26 protein-coding genes and 1 tRNA gene are annotated in these 25,281 nt (G+C 70.5%); 12 read left to right on the forward strand and 15 right to left on the reverse strand.

Annotation, left to right across the window (positions count from 1 at the left end):
* Positions 1 to 105 precede the first annotated feature (105 nt).
* Together VGJ14_06590 and VGJ14_06595 are read right to left on the reverse strand one after the other, a co-directional pair.
* A complete protein-coding gene (locus VGJ14_06590) occupies positions 106 to 912 on the reverse strand; it encodes an ABC transporter permease subunit (protein HEY2832075.1) in 807 nt (268 codons plus the stop codon).
* Entirely contained in the window at positions 909 to 1,844 is a 936-nt protein-coding gene (locus tag VGJ14_06595) for an ABC transporter ATP-binding protein (GenBank protein HEY2832076.1), read from the reverse strand. The genes VGJ14_06590 and VGJ14_06595 overlap by 4 nt, the downstream gene beginning before the upstream one ends.
* Positions 1,845 to 1,936: 92 nt before the next feature.
* Between VGJ14_06595 and VGJ14_06600 the strand changes: the two genes are divergently transcribed.
* From VGJ14_06600 to VGJ14_06620, 5 genes are all read left to right on the forward strand, one after another.
* The gene (locus VGJ14_06600; protein HEY2832077.1) at positions 1,937 to 2,458 is read left to right on the forward strand and encodes a 2Fe-2S iron-sulfur cluster-binding protein; all 522 of its coding nucleotides are present in this window, start codon (positions 1,937 to 1,939) and stop codon (positions 2,456 to 2,458) included.
* Positions 2,458 to 3,447 carry a xanthine dehydrogenase family protein subunit M gene (locus tag VGJ14_06605; GenBank protein HEY2832078.1) on the forward strand — a complete coding sequence of 330 codons (990 nt, stop codon included), beginning with the start codon at positions 2,458 to 2,460 and terminating at the stop codon, positions 3,445 to 3,447. Before VGJ14_06600 ends, VGJ14_06605 begins: the two co-directional genes overlap by 1 nt.
* Positions 3,444 to 5,531 carry a xanthine dehydrogenase family protein molybdopterin-binding subunit gene (locus VGJ14_06610; GenBank protein ID HEY2832079.1) on the forward strand — a complete coding sequence of 696 codons (2,088 nt, stop codon included), beginning with the start codon at positions 3,444 to 3,446 and terminating at the stop codon, positions 5,529 to 5,531. The genes VGJ14_06605 and VGJ14_06610 overlap by 4 nt, the downstream gene beginning before the upstream one ends.
* A 136-nt stretch (positions 5,532 to 5,667) precedes the next feature.
* Positions 5,668 to 6,321, forward strand: coding sequence for a phosphoribosyltransferase family protein (locus VGJ14_06615; protein HEY2832080.1), 654 nt, complete (start codon positions 5,668 to 5,670; stop codon positions 6,319 to 6,321).
* Positions 6,322 to 6,330: 9 nt separating this feature from the next.
* Positions 6,331 to 7,011 (forward strand): alpha/beta fold hydrolase, encoded by a 681-nt coding sequence (locus VGJ14_06620; GenBank protein ID HEY2832081.1) that lies wholly within the window; start codon positions 6,331 to 6,333, stop codon positions 7,009 to 7,011.
* 78 nt (positions 7,012 to 7,089) lie between these two features.
* Here the strand turns inward: VGJ14_06620 and VGJ14_06625 are convergent.
* Positions 7,090 to 7,166: transfer RNA gene (locus VGJ14_06625), tRNA-Met, on the reverse strand.
* Positions 7,167 to 7,316: 150 nt separating this feature from the next.
* Entirely contained in the window at positions 7,317 to 10,337 is a 3,021-nt protein-coding gene (locus tag VGJ14_06630) for a UPF0182 family protein (protein ID HEY2832082.1), read from the reverse strand.
* 115 nt (positions 10,338 to 10,452) lie between these two features.
* Here VGJ14_06630 and VGJ14_06635 point away from each other — a divergent pair, with 115 nt between their 5' ends.
* Entirely contained in the window at positions 10,453 to 10,959 is a 507-nt protein-coding gene (locus VGJ14_06635) for a PPA1309 family protein (GenBank protein ID HEY2832083.1), read from the forward strand.
* 27 nt (positions 10,960 to 10,986) lie between these two features.
* Here the strand turns inward: VGJ14_06635 and zwf are convergent, their stop codons facing one another.
* Genes zwf through VGJ14_06655 form a run of 4 tightly spaced genes read right to left on the reverse strand, consistent with a single transcriptional unit; the run spans position 10,987 to position 15,099 of the window.
* The gene (gene zwf / locus VGJ14_06640; protein HEY2832084.1) at positions 10,987 to 12,423 is read right to left on the reverse strand and encodes a glucose-6-phosphate dehydrogenase; all 1,437 of its coding nucleotides are present in this window, start codon (positions 12,421 to 12,423) and stop codon (positions 10,987 to 10,989) included.
* A gap of 60 nt (positions 12,424 to 12,483) precedes the next feature.
* Positions 12,484 to 13,554: a PDZ domain-containing protein gene (locus tag VGJ14_06645; GenBank protein ID HEY2832085.1), complete on the reverse strand. Its 1,071-nt coding sequence runs from the start codon at positions 13,552 to 13,554 to the stop codon at positions 12,484 to 12,486.
* A gap of 29 nt (positions 13,555 to 13,583) precedes the next feature.
* Entirely contained in the window at positions 13,584 to 14,009 is a 426-nt protein-coding gene (locus tag VGJ14_06650; protein ID HEY2832086.1) for a molybdenum cofactor biosynthesis protein MoaE, read from the reverse strand.
* A gap of 13 nt (positions 14,010 to 14,022) precedes the next feature.
* Entirely contained in the window at positions 14,023 to 15,099 is a 1,077-nt protein-coding gene (locus VGJ14_06655; protein ID HEY2832087.1) for an NAD-dependent epimerase/dehydratase family protein, read from the reverse strand.
* A 196-nt stretch (positions 15,100 to 15,295) separates the two neighbouring features.
* Between VGJ14_06655 and VGJ14_06660 the strand changes: the two genes are divergently transcribed.
* From VGJ14_06660 to VGJ14_06670, 3 genes are read left to right on the forward strand one after another with little or no spacing between them, the layout of a single operon-like run.
* Positions 15,296 to 16,576, forward strand: a complete 1,281-nt coding sequence (locus VGJ14_06660; GenBank protein ID HEY2832088.1) for a zinc-dependent metalloprotease — start codon at positions 15,296 to 15,298, stop codon at positions 16,574 to 16,576.
* A complete protein-coding gene (locus VGJ14_06665; GenBank protein ID HEY2832089.1) occupies positions 16,573 to 17,124 on the forward strand; it encodes an NUDIX domain-containing protein in 552 nt (183 codons plus the stop codon). Before VGJ14_06660 ends, VGJ14_06665 begins: the two co-directional genes overlap by 4 nt.
* Positions 17,121 to 17,780, forward strand: coding sequence for a PH domain-containing protein (locus VGJ14_06670; protein HEY2832090.1), 660 nt, complete (start codon positions 17,121 to 17,123; stop codon positions 17,778 to 17,780). Before VGJ14_06665 ends, VGJ14_06670 begins: the two co-directional genes overlap by 4 nt.
* A gap of 13 nt (positions 17,781 to 17,793) precedes the next feature.
* Here VGJ14_06670 and VGJ14_06675 read toward each other — a convergent pair whose 3' ends face one another.
* Positions 17,794 to 18,348 carry a YgjP-like metallopeptidase domain-containing protein gene (locus VGJ14_06675; GenBank protein HEY2832091.1) on the reverse strand — a complete coding sequence of 185 codons (555 nt, stop codon included), beginning with the start codon at positions 18,346 to 18,348 and terminating at the stop codon, positions 17,794 to 17,796.
* A gap of 166 nt (positions 18,349 to 18,514) precedes the next feature.
* Here VGJ14_06675 and VGJ14_06680 point away from each other — a divergent pair, with 166 nt between their 5' ends.
* Both VGJ14_06680 and VGJ14_06685 read left to right on the forward strand, forming a co-directional pair.
* Entirely contained in the window at positions 18,515 to 18,673 is a 159-nt protein-coding gene (locus tag VGJ14_06680; GenBank protein ID HEY2832092.1) for a DUF5679 domain-containing protein, read from the forward strand.
* 93 nt (positions 18,674 to 18,766) lie between these two features.
* Positions 18,767 to 20,125, forward strand: coding sequence for an AarF/ABC1/UbiB kinase family protein (locus tag VGJ14_06685; protein HEY2832093.1), 1,359 nt, complete (start codon positions 18,767 to 18,769; stop codon positions 20,123 to 20,125).
* A 53-nt stretch (positions 20,126 to 20,178) separates the two neighbouring features.
* Here VGJ14_06685 and VGJ14_06690 read toward each other — a convergent pair whose 3' ends face one another.
* From VGJ14_06690 to VGJ14_06705, 4 genes are all read right to left on the reverse strand, one after another.
* Positions 20,179 to 20,352 (reverse strand): hypothetical protein, encoded by a 174-nt coding sequence (locus VGJ14_06690; GenBank protein ID HEY2832094.1) that lies wholly within the window; start codon positions 20,350 to 20,352, stop codon positions 20,179 to 20,181.
* Positions 20,353 to 20,397: 45 nt separating this feature from the next.
* Complete coding sequence (locus tag VGJ14_06695; protein HEY2832095.1) at positions 20,398 to 20,682, reverse strand: WhiB family transcriptional regulator; 285 nt, start codon at positions 20,680 to 20,682, stop codon at positions 20,398 to 20,400.
* Between the two features lie 145 nt (positions 20,683 to 20,827).
* Positions 20,828 to 21,022 (reverse strand): hypothetical protein, encoded by a 195-nt coding sequence (locus VGJ14_06700; protein ID HEY2832096.1) that lies wholly within the window; start codon positions 21,020 to 21,022, stop codon positions 20,828 to 20,830.
* Positions 21,023 to 21,125: 103 nt separating this feature from the next.
* A complete protein-coding gene (locus VGJ14_06705; GenBank protein HEY2832097.1) occupies positions 21,126 to 23,264 on the reverse strand; it encodes an ATP-dependent DNA helicase UvrD2 in 2,139 nt (712 codons plus the stop codon).
* A gap of 95 nt (positions 23,265 to 23,359) precedes the next feature.
* Between VGJ14_06705 and VGJ14_06710 the strand changes: the two genes are divergently transcribed.
* On the forward strand, positions 23,360 to 23,608 hold the full coding sequence (locus VGJ14_06710) for a glutaredoxin domain-containing protein (protein ID HEY2832098.1): 249 nt from the start codon (positions 23,360 to 23,362) through the stop codon (positions 23,606 to 23,608).
* A gap of 71 nt (positions 23,609 to 23,679) precedes the next feature.
* Here the strand turns inward: VGJ14_06710 and nudC are convergent, their stop codons facing one another.
* Entirely contained in the window at positions 23,680 to 24,594 is a 915-nt protein-coding gene (gene nudC / locus VGJ14_06715; GenBank protein ID HEY2832099.1) for an NAD(+) diphosphatase, read from the reverse strand.
* Between the two features lie 9 nt (positions 24,595 to 24,603).
* Positions 24,604 to 25,281 (reverse strand): PD-(D/E)XK nuclease family protein (locus tag VGJ14_06720; GenBank protein HEY2832100.1); only part of this gene is annotated, 678 nt, incomplete at its 5' end.

A 25,281-nucleotide genomic window follows, 5' to 3' on the forward strand; every position in this document is an offset into this window, starting at 1 on the left:
ACTATCAGCATCCTGAACCCAGCCTGTCCCGAGATAGCAGCGGCCCGCAGTAGGGCATCTTTCAGCAGCGGCGAGCCGACGCCGCGCGGCGACGGCGAGAGTCGGTCAACCGCGCAGGTCGCGGCGGGCGAACGCCGTGACACCGCCAACCAGGACGAGGACGCAGACCCCCAGCAGCACCGCGACTTCTTCACCGCCGAACCCGGTGCGCAACGGATCATTGCCGAGGTACCACCGCCATAGCGAGAGCGGGCGCAGGTAACTCAGCCAATGGACCGTCGCGCTCAGGCCGTATACGAGGTACGACACAAACGTGTAACCGGCGCCGGCTGCTGTTCCGAGCGCCCGCCGCCCACTGGCGGCAGACACCGCCCCGGCGCCCAGTCCCAGCGCGACACAGAACAGACCCATCTGCACGCACACCGCGAGCAGGTTGACAGTCGGCACGTCGAGCCGCACCGCATTGCGCAGGACCACCAGCGGCAGCCAGCTCGCCAGCACCAGTAGCCCGAGCCCGATCACAACCGCCAGCGTCTTTTCCAGGTACAGCGAGCGACGGGTCATCGGCTGGGCGAGCAGCAGGTCAAGGGTCCGGTCCTCCTCCTCGCCGGCCACGGCCGCCGCGCCACGGCCGATTGCGAAGACCAGCAGGACGGCGGGCAGAAAGAACGCGAAGAGTTGGGTGCTCAGATAGCCGGCCGGTGAGGTGAGCTCCGATCCGCCGAGCAACGCCTGCGCCGACGACGAGAGGTCGCCGTAGATCGAGTCCAGCGACGGGTTGTCCCGGATCGACGGGTAGACGCCGATGATCAGCAGCACGAGCAGCAATACCGACGCTGTCCACACCGCGAGGGAGGACCGCCGCAGCCGCAGATCACTGCCGGTGACCCGGAGCGCGCGGACCTGACTCATGACCGATCGCCCACATCGGGCCCGTCATGGGCCGAGAAGAACGCGTCTTCGAGTTCGGCCCGGCTGATGTCCAGCGAGCTGAGCGCGAAGCGCGCGAGGGTCTTGATGACCGCGTCCACGTCGCCGGTACAGCTGAATGTGACCGAGTCCCGTTCGATCCGGACCTCGGAGACCCGTGGGGTCTGCTCCAGCGCGTCGGCAACCGACTGCAGGTCTGCGGTGTCACGTGGGCGCAGCAGACCGTGGCGTCGAGACCGCGCCCGGATGGCAGCGATGTCATCGACGACCGCAACCCGGCCGGCGCGCAGGAGAGCGACGCGGGAGGCGGCGTGTTCCACCTCGGACATGACGTGACTGGACAACAGGACGGTGGCACCGGCAGCGGCGCGTTCCGCGATGAGTTCGGCCACCACGCGCTGCAACAGTGGGTCCAGCCCGCTGGTCGGCTCGTCGAGGACCAGCAGGTCTGCCGGAGGCGCGAACGCCACCAGCAGGCCGAGCTTCTGTTTGTTGCCCTTGGACAGGTCCGCGACCCGGCGGGTCAGATCGAGGTCAAGGCGCTCGGCCAATCGGCGGGTCGTGGCGTGGTCGACGCCGGGCCGGGCGAAGGTGTATCGGTCGAATACTTCTTCGCCGGTGAGCCGGCGTGGCAACACCAGCTCGCCGGGCAGGTAGGTGGTCCGTCGATGCACCGCGACCGAGTCGCGGACGCTGTCCAGACCGAACACGGACATCGACCCGCTGGTCGGGCGGATGAAGTCGAGCATCGTACGCATGAACGTCGTCTTGCCCGCACCGTTGGCCCCGACCAGACCGACGACCTCACCGCGCTCGGCACGCAGATCGATCTCGATGATCCCGCGCACCTTGCCATAGGACTTGGTCAGTGCCCGCGCCTCGAACGTCGGAGATCGCGAATTTTCAACGGACACATCCCAACCGTATGACGCCGAGGGACGAGACCGTCTTGACGACCCGATCTCCGACCAGGACTGATGGCTCGCACCGCGGGTAACCGCGCCCTATGTCGACTCAAATCCGAAGCCGGGTCCAACTGCAGGTGGACGGCGCCCAGCGCAGCATCGACGTGGACAACCGGGTGAGCCTGCTCGACGCGCTACGCCGCGAGCTCAACGTCACCGGGCCGAAGAAGGGGTGCGACCAGGGTCAGTGCGGAGCCTGCACCGTGTTGCTGGACGGGCGGCGGGTGAACAGCTGTCTGGTACTGGCCGCCGCCGCGGGCGGCAGCACCGTGACAACGGTGCACGGTCTCGCGCCGGACGGTGAACTGAGCCCGTTGCAGCAGGCGTTCGTCGAGCACGACGGGCTGCAGTGCGGTTATTGCACACCCGGTCAGCTCTGCTCGGCGGTCGGGATGCTGGCGGAGGCCGGCGCGGGATGGCCCAGCCTGCTGGCCGGCGACCTCACCGCGCCGGTGGAGCTGGACGAGGCCGAGATCCGCGAGCGGATGGCCGGAAACCTGTGCCGCTGTGGCGCCTATCCGGGCATCGTGGCGGCGATCACCGAATCGGTGGGGACGCGCTGATGCGAACCTTCAGCTACGCCCGCCCGGGTGATCCGGCCACCGCGGTGGCCGCCGTCGCGGACAGCTTGGAAGCCTGCTTCCTCGGCGGCGGCACCAACCTCGTCGACCTGATGCGCCTGGGCGCGGCGCGGCCTGCCGCGCTGGTCGACATCACCCACCTCGGTTTGGATGACGTCGAGGAAACACCCGACGGTGGGCTGCGCATCGGCGCCACCGTGCGCAACAGTGACCTGGCCGCGCATGCGGTGGTGCGGGCGCGCTACCCGGTCCTCGCCCGGGCCTTGCTCTCCGGGGCCTCCGGGCAACTGCGCAACATGGCCACCACCGCGGGCAACCTGTTGCAGCGAACGCGGTGCGTGTACTTCCAACAGATCGATCTGCCCTGCAACAAGCGCGATCCCGGCAGTGGTTGTCCGGCCCGCGACGGCGAACACCGCGATCTCGCCGTGGTCGGTCATTCGCCCTCGTGTATCGCCACCCACCCCGGCGACCTGGCGGTGGCCCTGGCGGCGTTGGACGCACAGGTGCAGATCGTCGGGCCGGACGGCCCGCGGGCGCTGCACGTGCTCGACCTGTACCGGCTGCCCGGCGACCGGCCGCAGCAGGACACGGTGCTACAGCACGGCGAGTTGATCACCGCGGTGGTGCTGCCGCCGCCCGCCGCGAACGCTCGCTCGACCTATCGCAAGGTGCGCGACCGGGCGTCCTTCGCCTTCGCCGTGCTATCCGTCGCCGCGGTACTCGAGGTGCGTGAGGACGTCGTGGTCGACGTGCGCGTGGCCTGGGGCGGCCTGGCCGCGAAGCCGTGGCGGGCCCGGTCCGCGGAGGCAGCGCTGCGCGGTCATCGTCCGGGGATCGATGCCCTGCAGGCCGCATTCGAGACCGAGCTGGCGGAGGCGGAACCCTTGCCCGACAACGCTTTCAAGGTCCCGCTGGCCCGCCGGCTCGCGGTGCACACGCTGCTGGAACTGGCGGGAGAGCAATCGTGACCACGCTCATCGGAATCGGTGCCCCGGCCCGGATCGAGGCACCGCAGAAAGTCACCGGCACCGCCCACTACGCCGGCGAGGTGCCGGCCGAGGGTGTGGCCTACGCCTGGCCGGTCGGTGCGGCGATCGCCTCCGGGCGGGTGCTCCGGGTGGACGCGGCAACCTGCGAGGCCACCGCCGGAGTGATCGCGGTGCTCACCGCGGCCAATGCCCCTCGCCTGACCGAAATCGACGACGCGGAGTTGATGCTGCTGCAGAGCCCGGCCGTGGCCTACCGCGGGCAGGTGGTGGCACTGGTGGTCGCCGAGACCGAGGAGACCGCCCGGGAGGCCGCCGAGGGAGTGCACATCGAGTACGAGACACAGCCGCACGACGTTGTTGTGACGCAGCGTCACCCCGCGTTGGAAACGCCGGAGACGGTCAACCCGAACTTCCCCGCGGTGAGCTCCATCGGGGATCCGGAAGCCGCACTGCGCACGGCCCCGGTGGTCGTGGACGCCACGTACAGCACCCCGGAGCTGCACAACCAGCCGATGGAACCGCACACCAGCACCGCCCGCTGGGACGGCGGGCGACTCACCCTGTGGGAGTCCACCCAGGGCACCACCTCGGTGGCCGCCGACCTGGCCCAGCTGTTCGGGTTGGCTGCGGATCAGGTGCGGGTGTACGCCGAGCATGTCGGCGGCGGCTTCGGCTCGAAGGGCACGGCGCGGCCGAACACCGTGCTGGCGGCGATGGCGGCGCGCGTGCTCGGCCGCCCCGTCCGGCTGGCTCTGCCCCGCCGGGCGATGTTCTTCCTGGTGGGCCATCGAACGCCGACCATCCAGCGGATACGGCTCGGCGCGGATCCGGACGGGCGGCTGCTGGCGGTCGACCACGACGTCGTCGAACACACCTCGCGGATCGTGGAGTTCGCCGAGCAGACCGCGGTGCCCACCCGAAGCATGTATGCGGCCGCGAACATGGGCACGAGGCATCGCCTGGCCCGCCTCGACGTGCCGACCCCGCGCTGGATGCGCGCGCCCGGCGAGTGCCCCGGCATGTTCGCGCTGGAGTGCGCGATGGACGAACTCGCGCTGGCGGTGGGCGCGGACCCGATCGAGCTGCGCGTGCGCAACGAGCCGGGCCGTGATCCGGAAACCGGCAAGGCGTTCAGCAGCCGAAACCTGGTGGCCTGTCTGCAAGACGGCGCCGCCCGCTTCGGCTGGGACGCGCACGCGGCGCGACCGAGCCGGCGTAGGTCCGGGGATTGGCTGGTCGGCACCGGCGTCGCGGCGTCCACCTACCCCACCTACATCCGCCCGTCGGGCGCGCAGGCGCACGCCGATGCCGACGGCACCTTCACCATCGGCATCAACGCCACCGACATCGGCACCGGTGCGCGCACTGTGCTGCACGCAATCGCGGCCGAGGCGCTCGGCGTCGACCCGGCGCGAGTGCGGGTGCACCTCGCGGACAGCGCGCTGCCCGAAGCGCCGGTGGCGGGTGGATCGGCCGGGACGGCGTCGTGGGGGTGGGCGGTCACCAAGGTGTGCCATCGACTCCTCGAGCAGATCGAGACCCAGGGCGTCGGTCCCGAGGGCGTGACGGTGGGAGCGCACACCAAGCACGATATTGCCGCGGGCGAGGACCTGACCCGGGCCGCGTACGGCGCACAGTTCGCCGAGGTCGGCGTCGACATCATCACCGGGGAGATCCGGCTGCGCCGCCTGCTCGGGGTGTTCGCGGCCGGGCGGATCCTCAACGCCCGCACGGCCCGCTCGCAGTTGGTCGGTGGCATGACCATGGGCGTCTCGATGGCGCTGCACGAGGAGGGCCGCATCGATCCGGGGCTCGGTCTGTTGGTGAACTCCGACCTGGCGAGCTACCACCTGGCCACCGCCGCGGACACCGCCGGCATCGAGGCGCACTGGATCGACGAACACGACGATGCGCTCAATCCCATGGGCAGCAAGGGCATCGGGGAGATCGGCATCGTCGGCACCGCCGCCGCGATTGCCAATGCCGTGTTCGACGCGACCGGCGTGCGGGTTCGGGACCTTCCGCTTCGGCTGGACCGCCTGCTGGGGGGACTGCCCGATTGAGGGCCACCCCACCTGGTGAATCCGGGCGGTGCCACGTCGAGCCGGTCCCGCCGGGGAGGCGGCCCACGCCCGGGCTGACGGTGGATCTTGCCGCCGGGCGGGTAGGGGCTGAATGTGGCTACCTGAGGAGGTAGTGATGCCATTCCGCGACCGCAGGGATGCCGGGCGCCGGTTGGCCGATCGGGTGCGTGGCCTGGATCTGCACGACGTGCTCGTACTGGCTCTGCCCCGCGGTGGTGTGCCGGTCGCTTTTGAGGTGGCCGTGGCGTTGGGCGCGCCACTGGAGGTTTTCGTGGTCCGCAAGATCGGTGCGCCCGGACAACCCGAGCGTGGCATCGGCGCGGTTGCCGAGGGCGGTTGGCAGGTCGTCGACCGGTCAGCGTTGCGAATACTCGGCTTGACCAACGATCAGTTCGGCGAGCTCGCCGTTGCCGAATTGCGCGAGCTGGATCGGCGGGTGCGGCACTACCGGCGCGGGCGCGTGTTACCCGACCTGGCACAGCGCGACGTGGTGCTGGTCGACGACGGCCTGGCCACCGGGGTGACCGCGCAGGCTGCCATGTGCGCGCTACGGAACCGAAATCCCCGGCGGCTGGTGTTGGCCGCACCCGCCTGCGCGCCGGGCACCGCGACCCGGCTGCGGGAGGTCGCTGACGAGGTCGTGTGCGTGCTGGAGCCCGAGCCGTTCTTCGCCGTCGGGCAGTGGTACCGCGACTTCCGTCCGACCGATGATGCCGAGGTGCTCCTGCTCCTCGATCGCGCCGCGGGGCGCGCGGGCGTCGGGCGGTGACCTGTGGTGATGGTCGAACAGGCCATTCGGATCCGTTTGGCGCACGGCGACGTTCTCACCGGGGATCTCGCGGTGCCCGAGTCGGCGCACGGCGTGATCGTGTTCGCGCACGGCAGCGGCAGCAGCCGGCACAGTCCACGCAACCGCATGGTGGCCGAGGCGCTGCGCGAACGCGGCCTGGCCACGTTTCTCATGGACCTGCTCACCTCGGACGAGGAGGAGGTCGACCTGCGCACCGGGCAACTGCGCTTCGACGTCGAGCTGCTGGCCGACCGCCTGAACGCCGCAATGAGTTGGCTCGCCGAGCGGCCCGCCACCGCCGGGTTGCCGGTCGGCTACTTCGGGGCCAGCACCGGAGCGGCCGCGGCGTTGATCGCGGCCGCGCGGCGGCCGGCCGGCGTGGCCGCGGTGGTGTCCCGCGGCGGGCGGCCCGATCTGGCGGGGCCCCACCTGCCCGACGTGCAGGCGCCGACGCTGCTGATCGTCGGGGGGCACGACCGGGACGTGCTCGACCTCAACCGGGCGGCCCACGACCGGCTGCGGGTCGCCCGGCGATTGGAGATCGTGCCCGCGGCCGGTCACCTGTTCGCCGAACCCGGTGCGTTGGAACTGGTGGCGGGGCTGGCCGGTGACTGGTTCACTCGTCACCTGCCACTCGCCGTCGCGGCGGACGGCCGCAGGCAGGCGTGACGTTGCTGCGGGTTGGACAACCTGACTCTGGCACCGGAAACAGAAGAGGCCCCGAAGGGCCTCTGACCTGCACTTCTTTGGTAGCGGGGACAGGATTTGAACCTGTGACCTCTGGGTTATGAGCCCAGCGAGCTACCGAGCTGCTCCACCCCGCGTCGGTGACCCCAGCTTACGCGGGCGCGGTTCCGGGCTGCAAATCGCTATCGAGGCGGCGCGAACCCGCGGCCCCCAATGCACATAGAAACGCCCGGGGCGATCACGGTGCCTCCCGCGCCCCGGGCGTTCCAACGTGCATCGTCAATTCGCTAGCTCTTCCGCGGTGGCGACGTGGCCTGCGCGGTCGGCGCGGGCGTCGCTCCCTTGGAATCCGGGGCCGGCGTCTTGGTCGGGGTAACGGTGCTCTTGCTTGACGCCGAGTTCTCCGCCTCCGCGGCCTTCTTCAGCGCCGCGGACAATCGGTCCTGGGCCTTGCCGTAGGCGGCGAAGTCGCCCTTGGCCAGCGCCGCCCGCCCATCGTCGAAGGCCTGCTGGGCGTCGGCCACCGCGGCGGCCACCGCGGCACTGCCGCCCTTACCGGGGGTCCCGGTGGTCGTCGGCTTGCTGCCCGACCCACTGCTGGTGGCCGCGCCGGACTGCCCGCCGAACAACGAGTCCAACGCGCCCTTGAGGTCGTCACCGATGGCGATGTTGCTGCCGAACGACACGATCACCTGACGCAGCAACGGGAACGAGGTCGAGCCGGACGTCGGCTGCACGTACATCGGTTCGACGTAGAGCAACCCACCGCCCACCGGCAGCGTCAGCAGGTTGCCGTTGCGGATCTGATTTCCCTTGAACTGCAGCACTTTCTGGGCGACCGCTGCATCGGAGGTGATGTTGCTCTGCGCCTGCCCCGGCCCGGCCACGGTGGTGTTCGCGGGTAACTGCAGCACCCGGATCGTGCCGTAGTCCGGCCCCGGTTCGGCGTCCACCGCCATGAACGCGGCCAACTGATTTCGCCCGACGGGTTCGAAGGTCGTGGTCAACGAGAACGTCGAACCGGTCTGCGAGGGCATCTTCAACGTCAGGTAGTACGGCGGCTGCGGCTCCGGCTCCGAGGCCCGGCCCAGCCCGGCCACGTCCCCACCGGTGGGGTCCAGCGGCACCTGCCAGAAGTCGGCCTTGGTGTAGAACGAGTTCGGGTCGGTGACGTGGTAGCGGGACAGCAGTTCCCGCTGCACCTTGAAGAAGTCCTCCGGGTAGCGCAGGTGCCCCAGCAGCGCCGGTGGGATGTCCTTTTTCTCCTTCACGGTGTTGGGGAACGCCTTCTTCCACGTCGCCAACACCGGGTCGGTGTCGTCCCAGGTGTAGAGGTTGACGGTGCCGTCGTAGGCATCGACGGTGGCCTTCACCGAGTTGCGGATGTAGTTGACCTCGTCGCGCGGGGCGATGACTCGCCGATCCGCGTTGGTCAGCGTGGTCTCGGTGGCGTGCCCGAGCGTGGTCCGGGAGGCGTACGGATAGTTCCCGGTGGTCGTGTACCCGTCGACGATCCACTGGATCCGCCCGTTGATCGCCGCGGGGTACGGGTCGGAATCCAGCGTCAACCACGGTGCCACTTGCTCGACGCGCGCCCGCGGGTCGCGGATGTAGAGCACCCTGGACGCCGGATTCAACTCCGAGGACAGCAGGATCTTTTGCTCGCGGAACTTCACCGCGTAGAGCATCTTGCGCCAGAACGACCCGATGGGCACGCCACCCTTGCCCTCATAGGTGTTCGCCACCTGCCCGTTGGGCTGCGACGGGTCCTCCCGGTCGAACTCCCGCGGTGGCGTACCGGCCCGGGCGCCCACGATCGAGTAGTCCGGGGACTCCTCGCCGAAGTACACCCGCGGCTCGTAGGACCCGATCTGCGAGGTCGGCGGGATGTCCTTGGACACATACGACGGCGAACCGTCCTTCTCCACTGCATTGCCGCGCGCCGCGACCAACCCGAACCCGTGGGTGTACAGGAAGTGGTCGTTGATCCAGTTGCGCTGCTCCGGCGGCACCGACCCCAGGTTGATCTCGCGGGCGCCGACCACCACGTCCTGGTTGCGGCCGTCGATGTCGTAGCGATCGATGCGCAACGTCTGCGGGAAGCTGTAGAAGCGACGGATCTGCTGTTCCTGCTCGAAGGTCGGGGAGACGATCGTCGGGTCCAGCAACCGGATGCTGGCGGTGGTGTCCGCGTCCGCCCGCAACTGACCCGGCTGCACCGTGGTCTTGGCCTCGTACGGGTCCACCTGCGACGAGGCCAATCCGTAGGCCGCCCGGGTCGCGGTGATGTTGCGCCCGATGTAGGCCGCCTCGCGCTTGGACTCCGACGGCTTGACCTGGAACTGCTGCACGATCGCCGGGTAGGCCACGCCGATCAGCAACGCGGAGAGCACCAGCAGGCCGAAGCCGATACCGGGCAGCAACCAGGTGCGCCGCCACACGTTGGCGAAGAACAACGCGGCACAGATCACCGCGATGGCGGCCAGGATCTCCTTGGCCGGCAGCAGCGCGTTGACGTCGCGGTAGCGCAACCCGGTCCATCCGCTCACCGCGGAGAACCCACCGCCGTGCACCGCCAGTCCGTATCGGTCCAACCAGTACGCCACGGCTTTGAGCAGCACGAACAGCCCGAGCAGCACAGACAGGTGAGCCTGCGCGGCCGGTGTGGCCTTCTCCCCCGGCGTCTGCAGCCGTAGCCCGCCGTAGAGGTAGTGCGTCACCAGCGCGGCCAGCAACGCGACCAGCACGATGCCGAAGGAGAAGCCCAGCAGGAAGCGCCACCACGGGTAGCTGAACACGTAGAACGAGACGTCCCTGTGGAACTGCGGGTCCTTGACCCCGAAGGGCTGGCCGTTGCGCCACAGCAACCAGGTGCGCCACTCCCCGGCCGCGGACGCCCCGGACATGATCGCCAGCAGCAACCCGACGACCACCACCAGCGGCGCCTTGTACGGGTCGATGCCGACCCGGTAGCGATCCAGGTTCTGCTGCTCGGTGGACATGCCGCGCACCGTCGGCCGCAGCCGGTAGGCGATGACCACATTCAGCGCGGTGACCACGGCCATGGCCAGCCCGAACACCACGAACAGCACGATGCGGGTGCTCAGCTTGGTGGTGAACACCTTGCGGTAGTCCACCGACTGGAACCACCACAGGTCGGTGATGAAGTCGGTGACCACGAAGAACACCACGATCAGGCCGATCACCACGGCCACTGCCGGGATCAGCGCCCGGGGTCGCCGAGGCGGGCCCGACGGCGGAGTCGGGAAGGGACGGCGGCCCGGCGTGGTCGGCGGATCGAAGCTCAACGCGACACCTGCAGCACCTCGGCCGGTCACGGCCACGCCCCGGCCGGCGTCGCCCCTGTAACCCGCAACTTACCGACCCGCGATCGAGTTCCCGTGCACGGCGTACGGTGACGCGGTGAATCCGTCGCTGCACATCGTGCTGCTGGAGCTCTCCGATCAGGTTGCGGCCGAGGGGTGGGGGCAGCCGGCCCGGTTATTCGCGCTGGTGTCCACCGCCGATTTGCAGCGCGACGACCCGGCCTTCGCCGCACAGCTCGGGCTGGCCGAGGTGGACCCCACCGTCGCCCCGTGGACCGCCCTGGAGGACGACTTCGGCAACTCCACGTTGGAGGAGGTGGCCTGGCCACCGACCGTGGATGGCTGCGCGGTGGCGGTGGAGCGGCTCACCTTGCCGCCGACGGCCGAGGCCGACCTGCCCGCCGACCCGACCGAGGCGGCCCGCTGGGCGGCGGAACACCCCGACCGGCAGGAGATCAGGTTGGTGGCCTGCATGTTGCGCGACGGGACCCGCGATGCCGCGGTGCGTTTCCGCGCGCACGACACCCGCGAGGACATGGTGTTCGGCCCCGAGCTGGTCACCGCCGAGTTGGCCGCGGTGCTGCTGGGCACCTTCGCGGGCTAGCTGTCCCCGGTCAGGACAGCTAGCCGATCAGCCGCTGCGCCAGCCGCGCTCGAATGGCAGCCGCCAGGAGTGCGGGGTGACGAGTTGGTGGATGGCGTTCGGGCCCCAGGAGCCGACCGGGTAGGGACGCACCGGCGGCGGCGCGGCCAGTAGCGGCGCGGAGAGCTCCCAGAGGCGTTCGATGCCATCCGCGGTGGTGAACAGCGTGTGGTCACCGCAGATCGCGTCGTGGATGAGGCGTTCGTAGGCCTCCAGGACGTCTTCGGCGTGCTCGGTCGTGTTCAGCGCGAACTGCAGCGAGAGCTTCTCCAGCCGCATGCCCGGCCCGGGCCGCTTGCCGTAGAAGGACAGCGACAGCTTCGAGGCCTCGGCCAGGTCGAACGTCAGGTGGTCCGGGCCGTGCGCGCCCACCCCGGAGCCGGGCGGGAACATGCTCTTCGGCGGTTCCCGAAACGCGATCGAGATGATCCGGGCGCCCTCGGCCAGTTTCTTGCCGGTGCGCAGATAGAACGGCACCCCGGCCCACCGCCAGTTGTCGATCTCCGCCCGCAGCGCGATGAACGTCTCGGTCTCCGAGAGCGTGGCGACGCCCTGGTGCTCCCGATAGCCGACGTACTGGCCGCGGACGACGTCCGCCCCGGTGATCGGCCGCATGGACCGGAAAACCTTGTTTTTCTCCTCGCTGATCGCGCCCGGCTCCAGCGCGGCCGGCGGCTCCATGGCCATGAATGCGAGCACCTGGAACAGGTGCGTGACCACCATGTCCTTGTAGGCCCCGACGCCCTCGTAGAACCCGGCCCGGTCCTCGCAGCCGAGGGTCTCCGGGATGTCGATCTGCACGTGGTCGATGTGATTGCGGTTCCAGATCGGCTCGAACAGGCCATTGGCGAACCGGAAGGCCAAGATGTTCTGCGCCGCCTCCTTGCCCAGGAAGTGGTCGATCCGGAAGATCTGCTCCTCGGCAAAGGTCTCGTGCAACGCGGCGTTGAGCACCCGAGCACTGGCCAGGTCCGTGCCGAACGGCTTCTCCAGGATGATCCGGGAGCGTTCCACGAGCTTGGCCTCGTCCAGGGTCCGGACCACCGCCATGGCCGCGCTCGGCGGCACGGACAGATAGTGCAGCCGTCGGGCGATGCCGCCCAGTTCGTCCTCGGCGCGGCTCACCACCGTCGCCAAACCCTCGGCGCCGGTGGCCGTGGCGGTGTAGGTCAACCGATGCGCGAAGTCTTCCCAGCTGGCCCGATCCGGCGGGTGCGTGGAGAACTGCTGAATCGCATCCCAGGCGAACTCCCGGAACGCGTCGTCATCCAGGTCGTCCAGCGAGCTGCCCACCACCCGGCACGGGCCGAGCAGCCGGGTCGCGCACAGCCGGTAGATGCCCGGCAGCAACTTGCGCCGCGCGAGGTCACCGGTTGCCCCGAACAGCACGATGATCTGCGGCAGCTCACCCGCGGTGGGGTCCATGCACGGACGCTAGCCGCGCCACGTTGCGGGCACGTGTCGCGCAGACCAACGACGGGCCCATCAGCAGTGCGGGACGGTGCCCTGCCCGGTGCGGATCGCCTGCAATGCGGACAGTGCGGTGGACAGCTTGTCCACCCGTACCAACTGGATGCCCTTCGGCGCCCCCTGGAGCGCCTCGCGGCAATTGTCCGCCGGCACCAGGAACACCGTGGCGCCGGACCGCCTGGCGCCGCGGATCTTCATCTGGATGCCGCCGATCTTGCCGACGGTGCCGTCGTCGTCGATGGTCCCGGTGCCGGCCACGATCTTCCCGCCGTCGATGTCCTCCGGGGTGAGCCGCTCGATGATGCCCAGCGCGAACATCATCCCGGCGCTGGGCCCGCCGACGTCGTCCAGCTGGATCTTCACGTCGAACGGGAACGTGTAGTCGCGGTCCGGTCGGATGCCCACAAAGGGAACTGACGCATCATCAGGGTTTTTGGTCGTGGTCACCGTCTGGGTCAGCTCGGCGGCGCCGCGCTTGACCACGAACGTCACCGCCTCGCCCGGCTTGTGCTTGCGCACCGCGGTGACCACCTCCTCCGGGGTGGTGATCACGGTGCCGTCGATCTTCTCGATCCGGTCACCGATGTTCAGCTTGCCCGCCGCCGGAGTGCCGTCGGTGACCGCGGCGACCACCACGTAGGACTGGATGCCCGGGATGTTCAGCGCCTGCAGCGCGGCAGCGGTGGCGTGCTTCTGGGAGAGCGCCATCTCCTGGGTGTTCTCGGCCTCGATCTGCTGGCTGGACTTGGTGGTGTCGTAGACGGTGTCCTTCGGGACAACGGCCACCCCGGAGCGGAACCACCCGGTCAACGCCTCGATCAGGCTCATTCGGTGGTCGGGGTTGGTGATGGAGACCGTGGTCAGCTCCAGCTTGCCGGTCACCGGGTAGGTCGGGTGCCCGGTGATCACGATCAGCGGTTTGCCGTCGGCACTACCCAGGGTGTCGGTGGGCGGGCCCGGCGACAGCCGCGCGTAGGGCACCGGTAACAACACCAGCAACCCGGCGAGCACCGCCAACAGAGCGCCCGAGACGGTCAACGACGCCGACCGCGGGGACCGCCAGTCGGTGGGCTTGAGCTTGAGCACGACGCGACCCTACGCGAGCATGTCGGGGCTCAGGGGGTCCCCACCCATTCGGTCGTGCCGTCCCCGAACTCCTGGTGCTTCCAGATCGGCACGCTCGCCTTGATCCGGTCGATCAGCGCCTTGCATGCGGTGAACGCCTCGCCGCGGTGCCCGGTGGACACTGCCACCACCACCGCGAGGTCCCCGATCTCCAGGTCCCCCACCCGATGCACCGCGGCCAACCGGATGACGTCGAACTCGGCGATGACCGACTCGGCCACGGTGCGCATCACGTCGACCGCGCTGGGGTGCGCGCTGTACCGCAACGCGTTGACATCGCGACCACCGTCGTGGTCGCGCACGGTCCCGACGAACAACGTGCTGCCGCCGGCCGCGGGGTCGTCGACCGCGGCCAGGATCTCCTGCGGCGACAGCGGGGTGTCCCTGATCTCCAGCACTCGAATGACGTCGCTCACAGGACTGATTGTGTCAGCCGCGCCGCCGGCGGCGCGCCTGGCGTAGCAATGCGGCCGTGCCCACCATGGCCACCGCGGCGCCGGCGGCCACCGAACCCGACTGCGGCAACCCGCGCCGACTGCCGTTCGCGGCCAGGTCAGCGATCAGTGCCTGCAGCGCGGTCACGTTGTCGTAGTGCGGCCGCCAGCCCGCCTCGGACAGCCTGGTGCTGGGGATAACCCATGGGTAGGCGACGTAGCGCAGCTCGCTGGGCGGGGCCGGACTCACCCCGAACCGGTGCAACCGTTCCGCGGTGCCGAACGCCAACCCGGCGGGCACCGACACCCGGCGCATTCCGGTCGCGGCCTCCACGGTCTCCTGGTCCAGCCACCCCTGGCAGCCCACGGTCACCGCACCGGAGACCTTGCCCAGCACCGCGTATTCACCCGCCGCGAGCAGGTCGTCCACATGGCAGAACTGCCACACCGGACGTTCCCCCTGCAGATGCAGCAGCCGCGGGCCGGCGAAGTGCCGGGTGAGCACGGTGTCCGCGCCACGCCCGACGATCATCGCCGGGCGCAGCACGGTCAGCCGCTGCCCGGCACCGGCCGGCCGGGCCGCGGCGGCCAGTTGCTCGATGGCCAGCAGGTCGGTGACCAGCCCGCCGTCGTCGGCCGCCCGCAGCTCGGCGTCCTCGTCCAGCGGGAGCTCGTTGGCCGGGTCCGCGCCGTAGACCATGGCGGAGCTGACCAGCACCAGCCGGGGCACACTGTTGGCGCCGCGCAGCACCGTCGCGGCGGTACGTACCGCCGATCCGGTCGGGGTCAGCGTGTCCAGCGGTAGCGCGAAGTGCACCACAACGTCGGCGCCGCGTAGTCGCGCCGCCAACCGGGGCTCGCCGGTCGCGACGGCCCGCAGGTCGGCCACCTCGGGGTGACCGGTCAACCGCTCCGCAAGCAGCGCGCCCAGGCCTCGGTCGGCGTCGGTGATTGCGACGATCGGGCCGCGTCCGGGCCGCGGGGATCGCGTGCGCGCCGCGGCCCAGCGGGCCGGCGCGGCAGGGCTCGACTCGGTCCGCCCAGAGCGAACCCGACCCTGCGCCTCGGTCATCCCCGCGGCCGCCCGGCTAGGTTGGAATTCATGAACGTCCAGTTCACGACGCCCAGTCTGCCCCGGGATGGGCATTGCGCAGCGCTGCACGCTCCGGCGCGCTGGGAGCCAGGCCGATGAGTGAGCGAAGCGAGCTCATCATCGAGCACAGTGTCAACGCGGCTGCTGAGCCGCACGAGTGCAGCGAGGCACGCCGATGAGCGAGGTGCCGTTCGGGTTCGGCATGCCGGGTGACGACGACCCGGACCGGCCGAGGATGGACTTTACCGACCCGAACACCAACCCGTTCGCGGCCATGTTCGGCAACGACCCCGCAGCGATCCAGGCGGCATTCGCCCAGATCGGCCAGATGATGGCCTGGACCGGCGGCCCGGTGAACTGGGACCTGGCCAAGGACGTGGCCCGCAAGCAGGTTGCCACCGAACCGGACCCGTCCGTGTCCTCGGCCGCGGCCGGCGAGGTAGCCGACGCACTGCGGTTGGCCGAGCTGTGGCTGGACCCGCTGACCGCACTGCCGGCCAGCGGCGCCGCTGCGCTCGCCTGGAGTCGGGCGGAGTGGGTCGAGGCGACGCTGCCGATCTGGCGCAAGCTGGTCGACCCGGTGGCCGCGCGGGTGGTTGGCGCGATGGGCGAGGTGCTGCCCGCGGAGATGGCCGCTCAGGCCGGACCACTGCTCGGCATGATGCGGCAGATGGGCGGCGCCATGTTCGGTGCCCAGGTCGGTCAGGCGCTGGGCACCCTGGCTGCCGAGGTGGTCAGCGCCACCGACATCGGGCTGCCGCTGGGCCCGGCCGGGCGTCCGGCCCTGGTCCCCAGCAACGTGGCCGCGTTCGGCGCCGGCCTGGGCGTGGAGGCGGCCGAGGTCCGTCTGTTCCTGGCGCTGCGCGAGGCCGCACATCAGCGTCTGTTCGCGGGCGCCCCGTGGCTGCGCGGCCACGTGCTGTCCGCGGTGGAGGCCTATGCGGGCGGGATCAACGTCGACATGTCGCGCATCGAGCAGATCGTTGGTGAGTTGGACCCGAACAACCCCGAGGCGATCTCCCGGGCGCTGTCCGAGGGCATGTTCACCCCGGAACAAACCCCCGAGCAGCAGGCCGCGCTGACCCGGCTGGAGACCGTGCTGGCGCTGATCGAGGGCTGGGTGGACGAGGTGGCCGGCGCCGCGGCGGCCGAGCATCTCACCGCGGCGGGCGCGCTCCGGGAGACCGTGCGCCGCCGCCGCGCGGCCGGTGGACCGGCCGAGCAGACGTTCGGCAACCTGGTCGGGCTGGAGCTGCGCCCCCGGCGACTGCGTGACGCCGCGGTGATGTGGCAGAAGCTCGCCGAGGCCCGCGGCATCGCCGGACGCGACGCAATCTGGGCGCACCCGGACCTGCTGCCCACCGCCGAGGATCTGGACAACCCCGACGGGTTCATCTCCAGCAGCGAGCTGGACCTGGGCAGTCTGTTGGACGACGAGAACCCCGAGGGGCAGTGAGTCTGCACGCCGACGCGGTCGGCGTGCTGACGGCGTATCAGCCCGAGGACCCGGTCCAACAGCAGTTGCGCGCGGATTACCTGGCGCACCTGGCCGCGCACGACGACGCGTTGTGGCGCACCTGCGCGCCCGCGCACATCACCGCCTCCGCACTGGTGCTGGATGTGGACCTGCAGCACGTCGGTCTGGTGTTGCACCCGCGCGCCGGGCTGTGGTTACAGCCCGGCGGGCACTGCGAACCGAGCGATGCCACGTTGGCCGACGCGGCGCTGCGCGAGGCCACCGAGGAGACCCTGATCGAGGGTCTACGCATCCTCGGCGGACCGGTGCTGCTGGATCGCCATCCCGCGCCCTGCCGGCGCAAACGCCCGGACGTGGAGCACCACCTGGACGTGATGTACGCCGCTCTCGCCCCCGTCGGCGCGCAACCGGTGGCCAGCGAGGAGTCGGATGACGCCGCCTGGTTCCCGTTCGACGCGTTGCCGGAGAACACCGACGACGCGGTGCGCACGCTGGTCCGGGTGGCATTGGCCAGAGCGCGGGCATGAGTCGGCCGCTCGGGCTGGGGCCGCTGCGCACGACCACGCTGCCCGAGCAGCAGGCGGTGGTGGTGCGCCAGCCCGCCGCCCTGGGGGTGGGCGTGTTCCTGCTGCTGGTCAGCGTGGCATTCGCCGCCGCGGTGCTGGCCGACCCCGGCCAAACCGTGAACTCCGGCAGCGGGTTCCTCGACCGGTGGTTCTTCGGGGTGCTGGTGGTGCCCATGCTCTGGGGCACCGACCGCTTCCTGTTGCGCCCGCGAGTCCGGGTGGACGACACCGGCGTCGCCTTCCACAACCCGCTGCAGACGATCCACACACCCTGGCCGGGCGTGGCCGGCGCCGCATTCGACCGACACCTCACCCTGGCCCTGGCCGACCACGACCAGGTGCGCTCGATCCTGTTCGGCCCGGCGCTGTCCGGACCGATGACCCGCGAGCACCGGGTGAAGGAACTCGTCGCGCTGATCAATACCGAATCGGCGCGTCGGGCCGGTGGCCAGTGGGACCCCGACGAGCTCTACGCCGCCGAGCCGTTGATCGGCACGCAGACCGATCGGCCGGCACCGGCCGGTCCCGGGTCGGTCACCTCGCCGGCCTACGGCATCGCGGCGGCCATCGGTTACGCGGCGGTCTGGACGGTGGCCTGCGTGCTCGCCGCGAGCTGACCGACACCGCGGCTCAGGACGAGGCGTCCCCGTCGGAATCGGCGTCGCCGAGGTCCAGTCCGGCAGCGTGGGCAACCCCGTCGAGATAGCCGCGGGCCCGCTCCAGCTTCGGGTAGTCGGCCAACAAAGCCCAGAACGTCGGACCGTGGCCGGGCTCGAGAAGGTGCGCCAACTCGTGCAGCAGCACGTAGTCCACGACGTAGCTCGGCATGCCGCGCAGGCGGGTGGACAGTCGGATGCTGCCGTCCGACGGCGTGCACGAACCCCAGCGGGTGACCTGGTTCTCCGCCCAGCGCACCGACACCGGGGCTGCGAGACCACCGAGGTAGCGCTCGGACAGCTTCCACCCCCGGCCCAGCAGCACATCGTCGGTGGGTCGGCGGCGCCCGTCCTGGGCGGAGAGTCGGGCCAGCATGACCTCGACCCAACGCCGTTCCTCGGCCCGGCTCATCCGGGCCGGGATCAGCACGACGGTCCGCCCGGCCTCCCGGTAGGCGGTCACGGTGAGCCGCCGGCGCGCGCTACGGCGAACCTCGACAGGTTCGGCAGCGGACGGCTCGCTCGGCACTGCGGAAGTCCTCGACCCCACGAAAAATGACGGTACAGCCGAGCGGCCCTCACTCGGGGGCGATCGGCAACGGCGCGCCGCCGGACGAGGCAAGTAGGGGCGCTGAGCGTGTCTCCCCCTAGGCTGGAGCGTGACGAGAGACTCCCGCCGAGCCCAGGAGACCGAGATGGCCGAGAGCTACACCGGCAACGCGTACTGCGTGAAATGCAAGGAGAAGCGCGATTTCACCGGCGAAGTCAAGGTCAGCGAGTCGGGTCGCCGGATGGCCCAGGGCATCTGCCCGGTTTGCGGCACCAAGCTCAACCGCATTCTCGGCAAGGCCTGACCCGCCTGCCCCACCCGTTCCTGGAGTTACTGCCGGCACGCTGATTCCGGCCGTGATCATCGCCAGGACGCACCCGCACGTCACAATGAGCGGGTGAGCTCCTCTTCCGGCCCCGCGGATATCCCGCTCAAGGCGGTGACCCGCGGGGCCAAGCTCGCCGCTCTGCCGCTGGGGATGGCCGGGCGCGCCACCCTTGGCCTGGGCAAACGCATCGGGGGGCGGCCCGCGGAGATCGTCACCGCGGAGATCCAGCAGCGCACCGCCGAGCAGGTGTTCAAGGTGCTCGGCGAGCTCAAGGGCGGGGCCATGAAGTTCGGCCAAACCCTGTCCGTGTTCGAGGCCGCGCTGCCGGAGAACCTCGCGGCGCCCTACCGGGCCACGCTGACCAAGCTGCAGGAAGCCGCCCCGCCGTTACCGCCGCGGGTGGTGCACGAGGTGATGACCTCCAGCCTCGGGCCGGCGTGGCGGGAGATGTTTGCCGAGTTCGACACCCGCGCGGTGGCCGCGGCCAGCGTGGGCCAGGTACACCGCGCGGTGTGGGCCGACGGCCGTCAGGTGGCGGTCAAGGTGCAATATCCGGGCGCGGGCGCGGCGCTGCTCGGCGACCTCAATCAGCTCTCCCGGTTGGCCCGGTTGTTCGGTGTGCTGGTGCCGGGGTTGGACGTTAAACCGCTGGTCGCCGAGCTCAAGGAGCGGGTCGCCGAGGAACTGGACTACGCGCTGGAGGCGGACTCGCAGCGCGCGTTCGCCGCAGCCTTCGACGGCGATGCGGACATCTGCGTGCCCAAGGTGGTGCACCAGGCCGGCGAGGTGCTCGTCACCGAGTGGATCGACGGAATCCCGCTGTCCCGGATCATCAACGAGGGCGATCAGGCGATCCGCGACCGCGCCGGTTTGCTCTACCACCGCTTCCTGCTGGTCGGGCCCGCCCGGTCCCGGAAGCTGCACGCCGACCCGCACCCGGGCAACTTCCGGATGCTGCCCGACGGCCGATTGGGCGTGCTGGACTTCGGCGCGGTCGCGCACCTGCCCGAAGGCATGCCGGCGCCGATCCGCCAATTCCTCGCCGCGGCGCTGGCCGGGAACGGCGCGGAGGTGGTGCGTGGCCTGCGCCAGGAGGGCTTCATCAAGGCCTCCATCGACATCGACCCGGACAAGCTGCTGTCGTACCTGATGCCGTTCCTGGAGCCGGTGACCACGGACGGGTTTCGGTTCTCCCGGTCCTGGCTGCGCGCGCAGGCCGCCCGCATCTCCGACCCGCGGTCCGCGCACTACTACACCGGCCTGCAGCTGAACCTGCCGCCGAAGTACCTGCTCATCCACCGGGTGTGGCTGGGCTCCATCGGCGTGCTCTGCCAGCTCGAGGCGGGGGGTCCGTGGCGCGACGAGCTGAACACCTGGCTGCCCGGCGAGGAAGAGATTCCCGACCCGGCGGCCGCCGGCTGCGCGTGAGCAAGAGAAAAGGGCCCGGGCGCTGAGGCCCGGGCCCTTTCTCGTGGCGGTGGCTACTCGCCGCTGCGCATCACAGCGATGTCCGCGCGCAGCGCGGCTCGCTCGGCGCGGCGGGCCAACCGCTCTGCCCGACGGATCCGCCGCGCCGTCCCCAGGCGACGCGAGCGGGAGGCCTCCGCCAGGCGTGTTCGGACGTGTTCTCGCGCCACGTCCTCGATCCCGTACATGACTGACTCCTTCGGCTGTTGGCTGATGGTCAGTCACTGCGCTTGCTAGGCAGCAAGTTCGGTCTTGCGGGGCCTGCCACGCGGCCGCTTGCGCGGTGCGACGATGCCCTGCACGAACAACTCCCCGCCCCAAACACCCCACGGCTCGGCGCGGTGAAGCGCGCCGGCCAGGCACGCCGTGCGCACCGGGCAGTTGCGGCACAGTGACTTCGCGTACTCGACGTCCTCCGGGGACTCCGCGAAGAACAACTCCGCGTCGAAAGCTCGACACGGCAGCCTCTTCGCGACCTCCTCGGCGAGGTCGTCGATCACTGCGGCGGTCTGCAACATCGGGATGTCACCCCCTTTTCTGGAGATCACTTGCATCGGTGGTGCGTCTGTCGGTAGTTCGCTGGGTTACCGCGGGCCCAAACAAGAAGGCCGCGGATCCCTTGTCGGGTTCCGCGGCCTGGAAGTGGCTCGCCGGTCGTGGTGCCTAGACCGGTGGGTCCATTCCGCGGAATCTGGACGGGAAGACATCGGTGGTGCGCTTGAGCTGCTTGGCCATGACATGCGGGCGCACAGCATCAGTCAGCTGCCAAGCGGCGGCAGCTGCGGGCACCGCAGCGGCCATGGGCAAGCGAGCCCCGGCGGTGCCGACGTAGCTGTTGCCAGCGATTGCGTTGATCACCTGAACTCACCTCCCTGTTCGCGCGCGCCGCAGCCCCGAGTGGGCACAGCTGTTAGTGACTGGAGAGTACGTTGCCGTACCACGAGCCCGCAACCGATTATTCCTATGGTCCTTCGGCCTGCTCGCCGGAATTTTCCGCGTCCGCGGGGTCCAATCCCGCACAGATCGCCAGTACGTCCGCGCCGTAGCGCTCCAATTTTGCGGCGCCGACCCCGGAGATTCGGGCCAGTTCGTTCGGCGCGGCGGGTTCGGTTTCCGCGATGGCCAGCAGCGTTGCGTCGGTGAACACGCAGTAGGCGGGCAGCGACTGGGCGCGGGCCCGGTCCAATCGCCAACTGCGCAATCGGTCCAGCAGTGCCTCATCGACCCGGGACGGGCAATCGGGGCAGCGGCCCAGTTTGCGGGCGGCAGCCTCGATCAGCGGCCGGCCGCACTCGCGGCAGGTGCGGGTGCGGGCGGATTTGCCGGCTTTCGCCGGTCGGTCCGCCGCTACCGGCCGCGAGCGGCTGGGCCGCAACGGGTCGAGAAAGCGCGAGGCGGGCCGATTCCCGCGGCCGCCCGGCGAGCGGGACAGCGCCCAGGACAGCTCGAGGTGTTTGCGGGCCCGGGTGAGCCCGACGTAGAGCAGTCGCCGTTCCTCCTCGATCGCTTCCGGGGTACCCGCGTAGCTGATCGGCACCATGCCCTCGACCAGACCGACCAGGAAAACCGCCTCCCATTCCAGGCCCTTCGCGGCGTGTAGCGAGGCGAGCGTGACGCCCTCGATCACCGGCACGTGCGAGTCCGCGGCCCGGGTGTCCAGCTCGGCGACCAGCGCGGCGAGGTCCGCGGCCGGGTCGGCGGCGGCGAGGTCCTCGGCCACCCGGATCAGCGCCGCCAACGACTCGGCCTGCTCCCCCGCGGCACCCGCTGCCCGCGCGCTGCCCGCGGTGAGTCCGGCGTCGGCGAGCACCGCGCGCACTTGCTCGACCATGCTCAGCTCGAGGTCGTGGCCGGGGTCGGTGCCCACCGCCGCGGCCCGGGCCGCGCCGCGCAGCCGCAGCAGCGAGGCCTTCACCTCGGGGCGGGCGAAGAACTTCTCCCCGCCGCGCAGCACGAACGGCACCCCGCGCTCGGCCAGGGCCTGCTCATAAGCCAGCGACTGGGCGTTGGTGCGGAACAGCACGGCGATCTCGCTGGCCGCCACGCCCGCCTCACGCAGGGCTGCGATGTGAGCGGCCACCGCCTCGGCCTCGGTGGGTTCGTCCGGATGCTCGGTCAGCGTGGGGGCCGGACCGGCGGGTGATTGGGCCCGCAGCTCGACGCCGGCCCCGGCGCGCAGCACTTGGTTGGCCAGCTCGACCACCTGCGGGGTGGACCGGTAGTTACGCACCAGCCGCACGGTGGTGGTGCCGGGCAGCCGGCGGACGAAGGTCTGCAGGTACTCCGGGGTGGCCCCGGCGAAGGAGTAGATGGTCTGGTTCGGATCCCCGACCACGCACAGCTCGCGGGAGTTCCCGGCCCACACCTCCAACAGGCGTTGCTGCAGCGGGCTCACGTCCTGGTACTCGTCGACCACCAGGTGCCGGTACTGGCGGCGGACCCGCTCGGCGACGTCGGCGTTCTCGCTGAGCACGCCGACGGTGAGCAGCAGGATGTCCTCCATGTCGATCAGGCCGCGGCCGGCCTTGACGTCCTCATAACCCGCGTACAGCTCGGCCATGCCCGCCGGGTCGAGGCCGGCCGGGGTGGTGCGGTCGGCCTTGATCGCGGCGCCGGCGTAATCGGCGGGGGCGACCTGGCTGACCTTGGCCCACTCGATCTCCGCGGCCAGGTCGCGCACGTCGGCCGGGCCGGGGCGCAGGCGCGCCCGGGCGGCTGCCGCGGCGACCTGTGCGGCCTTGGACGCCTCCAGCCGGGGCAGCTCGCCGCCGATGGCCGTCGGCCAGAAGAACTGCAGCTGGCGCAGCGCCGCGGAGTGGAACGTGCGGGCCTGCACGCCGTGCGCGCCCAGCGCGCGCAGCCGGGAGCGCAATTCCCCGGCCGCGCGAGCGGTGAACGTCACCGCGAGCACGTGCTGCGCCGGGTACGCCCCGACCAGCACCCCGTGCGCGATGCGGTGCGTAATGGCCCGGGTCTTGCCGGTGCCGGCGCCGGCCAGCACACACACCGGACCGGTCAGGGCTTCGGCGACCGCACGTTGTTCGGGGTCGAGGGCATCAAGGACGGCAGCGACACGGACGGCGGTGACACTTGAAGACACCGGCCCATCCTGACAGCCCCGTCCGACAGGCACCTGGAAGAGTTCGGGCCCATCGACGGTTGAACTGGTTGACACGTCGAGCAGAAGGGATTCCGGTGACCTCCACCGAATCGATCACGGTCTTCAGCACCACCTGGTGCGGCCCCTGCCGTCGCCTCAAGGGCCTGTTGCAGACCGAGGGCATTCCCTTCACCGCCGTCGACATCGACGCCGACCCCGAGGCCGAGGCCTTCGTCAAAGAGGTCAACCGCGGCTACGCCGTGGTCCCCACCGTCCTGTTCCCCGACGGCACCGCCCTCACCAACCCCACCCTCGCTCAGGTCCGCGCCAAGCTCGCGCCGTAGCTGATGTCATCCTCCTGAACCACGCCGGCCCCGTGTTTCGTGGTCGACGCGGATGACGTCAGCCACTGGAGTTACCAGTGGTTGTCGGCGGGGAGGGGTTTGCCGAACCAGCGTTCGACGAGCCAGCGGGCGATGGAAATGGAGCCGGGCATCAGGACTTCCCTGGCCTTGCCGGCGGCGACGAGTTCGTCGCGGCTGAACCAGCGGGCTTCGGTGATTTCTTCGGCGTCGATACGCAGGGTGGGGTCGCAGGTGTGGGCGCGGAAGCCGAGCATCAGCGAGGAGGGGAAGGGCCAGGGCTGGCTGCCCTCGTAGCTGACGTCGTCGATGACGACGCCCACCTCCTCGTAGACCTCGCGGATGACGGCGGCCTCCAGGGATTCACCTGGTTCGACGAAGCCGGCCAGGGTGGAGAACCGGCCGGGCGGCCAGGCGGGGTTGTGCCCGAACAGCGCGCGGTCGTCGTCGTCGACGACGAGCATGATCACCGCGGGGTCGTAACGCGGGAAGTGCTGGGACCCACAGTTCGGGCACTGCCGGACATGCCCGGCGGCAGCGATAACGGTGGGCGACCCGCACACCGCACAGAAGCCGTGCTTGACGTGCCAGTTGGCCAAGCCCAGCGCGTGGACATAAAGCCCGGCCGCGGTCGGGCCGAGCGAGGAACTGATGTCTCGCAGCCCCACCGCGCGTTCCCCCTCGGCGGGTTCCCACGGGCCATCGGCCGCGAAGTACGGGGACCCGTCGGCATCGAGGCCGAGGAAGTAGCGCGCGGCCGCCGGATTAACCTGACTTGCCGTCAGATACGCCAGCTCCTTGCCGTCCGAGCCGAACGCGGCCAAGCCGCCGTGCACCCGGATCACCTTGGCGCGTGGGTCGTCCCAGGCCGCGGCCAGCGCCGCCGGGTCCAGCCGTAGGTGCGCGGCACGGTCGTGGGTGCTGCGGCTGAGCATCATGGGTTCCTGCACCCACCCCGGCGTGGTCATGAGCCGAGCCTATGCACTGCCCCTGCCGAGCAATTTCTCGAGTTCGGCCCGCTGCGGCAGGTCGGGGCGCACCACCCGCCCGGAGCGCACGTAGCAGAACGCCGCATCGACGGTGTCGATCGCTGCGCCGACGATCTCCGCCCACGCCAACCGGTAGATGGCCAGCTGCAGCGGGTCGGCGGATTGGCTGCGATGGGTCTTCCAGTCCACCACCTCCCAGCCGCCGAGGTGCTCGTAGACCGCGTCGATACGCCCGCGGATCACCCGGCCGGCGAGGGCCAACGCGAACGGCGCCTCCACCCGGTAGGGCCGTCGCGCGGCGTACGGCCCGCGCCGGAACGCCGACTGCAGCGCGGCGAGTTCCTCGTCGTCCAGGTCGGCGTCGGCGGCCTCGGGCAGGTCGTCCACCTCGAGCAGGGACTGCTGGCCGAATTGCGCCTCCACCCAGGCGTGGAATCGGGTACCCCGACGCGCCGCCGGCGCCGGTGGGCGGGGCATGGGCCGGGCCAGGTCGCGGGCCAACGCGTCGGGATCGGCCGCCAGCGCGAGTACCTGCGAGGCGGACAGGCCGACCGGCAACCGGACCTCGCGGATCCGCTCGGCGTTCGCCCGCAGCTCGGTGAGCAGCAACTGCAGGTCGCGGTCCCACCCGGCGACCCGCACCGCATCGGCGGAGTTGATGCCCGC

The sequence above is a fragment of the Sporichthyaceae bacterium genome (genome assembly GCA_036493475.1).
GTDB lineage: Bacteria > Actinomycetota > Actinomycetes > Sporichthyales > Sporichthyaceae > DASQPJ01.

Excerpts from the sequence above, each read along its gene's own strand:
- VGJ14_06590 (HEY2832075.1), bottom strand. The coding sequence starts at position 912 with ATGAGTCAGGTCCGCGCGCTCCGGGTCACCGGCAGTGATCTGCGGCTG.
- VGJ14_06600 (HEY2832077.1), top strand. The coding sequence starts at position 1,937 with ATGTCGACTCAAATCCGAAGCCGGGTCCAACTGCAGGTGGACGGCGCC.
- VGJ14_06605 (HEY2832078.1), top strand. The coding sequence starts at position 2,458 with ATGCGAACCTTCAGCTACGCCCGCCCGGGTGATCCGGCCACCGCGGTG.
- VGJ14_06615 (HEY2832080.1), top strand. The coding sequence starts at position 5,668 with ATGCCATTCCGCGACCGCAGGGATGCCGGGCGCCGGTTGGCCGATCGG.
- VGJ14_06620 (HEY2832081.1), top strand. The coding sequence starts at position 6,331 with ATGGTCGAACAGGCCATTCGGATCCGTTTGGCGCACGGCGACGTTCTC.
- zwf (HEY2832084.1), bottom strand. The coding sequence starts at position 12,423 with ATGGACCCCACCGCGGGTGAGCTGCCGCAGATCATCGTGCTGTTCGGG.
- VGJ14_06655 (HEY2832087.1), bottom strand. The coding sequence starts at position 15,099 with ATGACCGAGGCGCAGGGTCGGGTTCGCTCTGGGCGGACCGAGTCGAGC.
- VGJ14_06660 (HEY2832088.1), top strand. The coding sequence starts at position 15,296 with ATGAGCGAGGTGCCGTTCGGGTTCGGCATGCCGGGTGACGACGACCCG.
- VGJ14_06670 (HEY2832090.1), top strand. The coding sequence starts at position 17,121 with ATGAGTCGGCCGCTCGGGCTGGGGCCGCTGCGCACGACCACGCTGCCC.
- VGJ14_06680 (HEY2832092.1), top strand. The coding sequence starts at position 18,515 with ATGGCCGAGAGCTACACCGGCAACGCGTACTGCGTGAAATGCAAGGAG.
- VGJ14_06690 (HEY2832094.1), bottom strand. The coding sequence starts at position 20,352 with ATGTACGGGATCGAGGACGTGGCGCGAGAACACGTCCGAACACGCCTG.
- VGJ14_06695 (HEY2832095.1), bottom strand. The coding sequence starts at position 20,682 with ATGTTGCAGACCGCCGCAGTGATCGACGACCTCGCCGAGGAGGTCGCG.
- nudC (HEY2832099.1), bottom strand. The coding sequence starts at position 24,594 with ATGACCACGCCGGGGTGGGTGCAGGAACCCATGATGCTCAGCCGCAGC.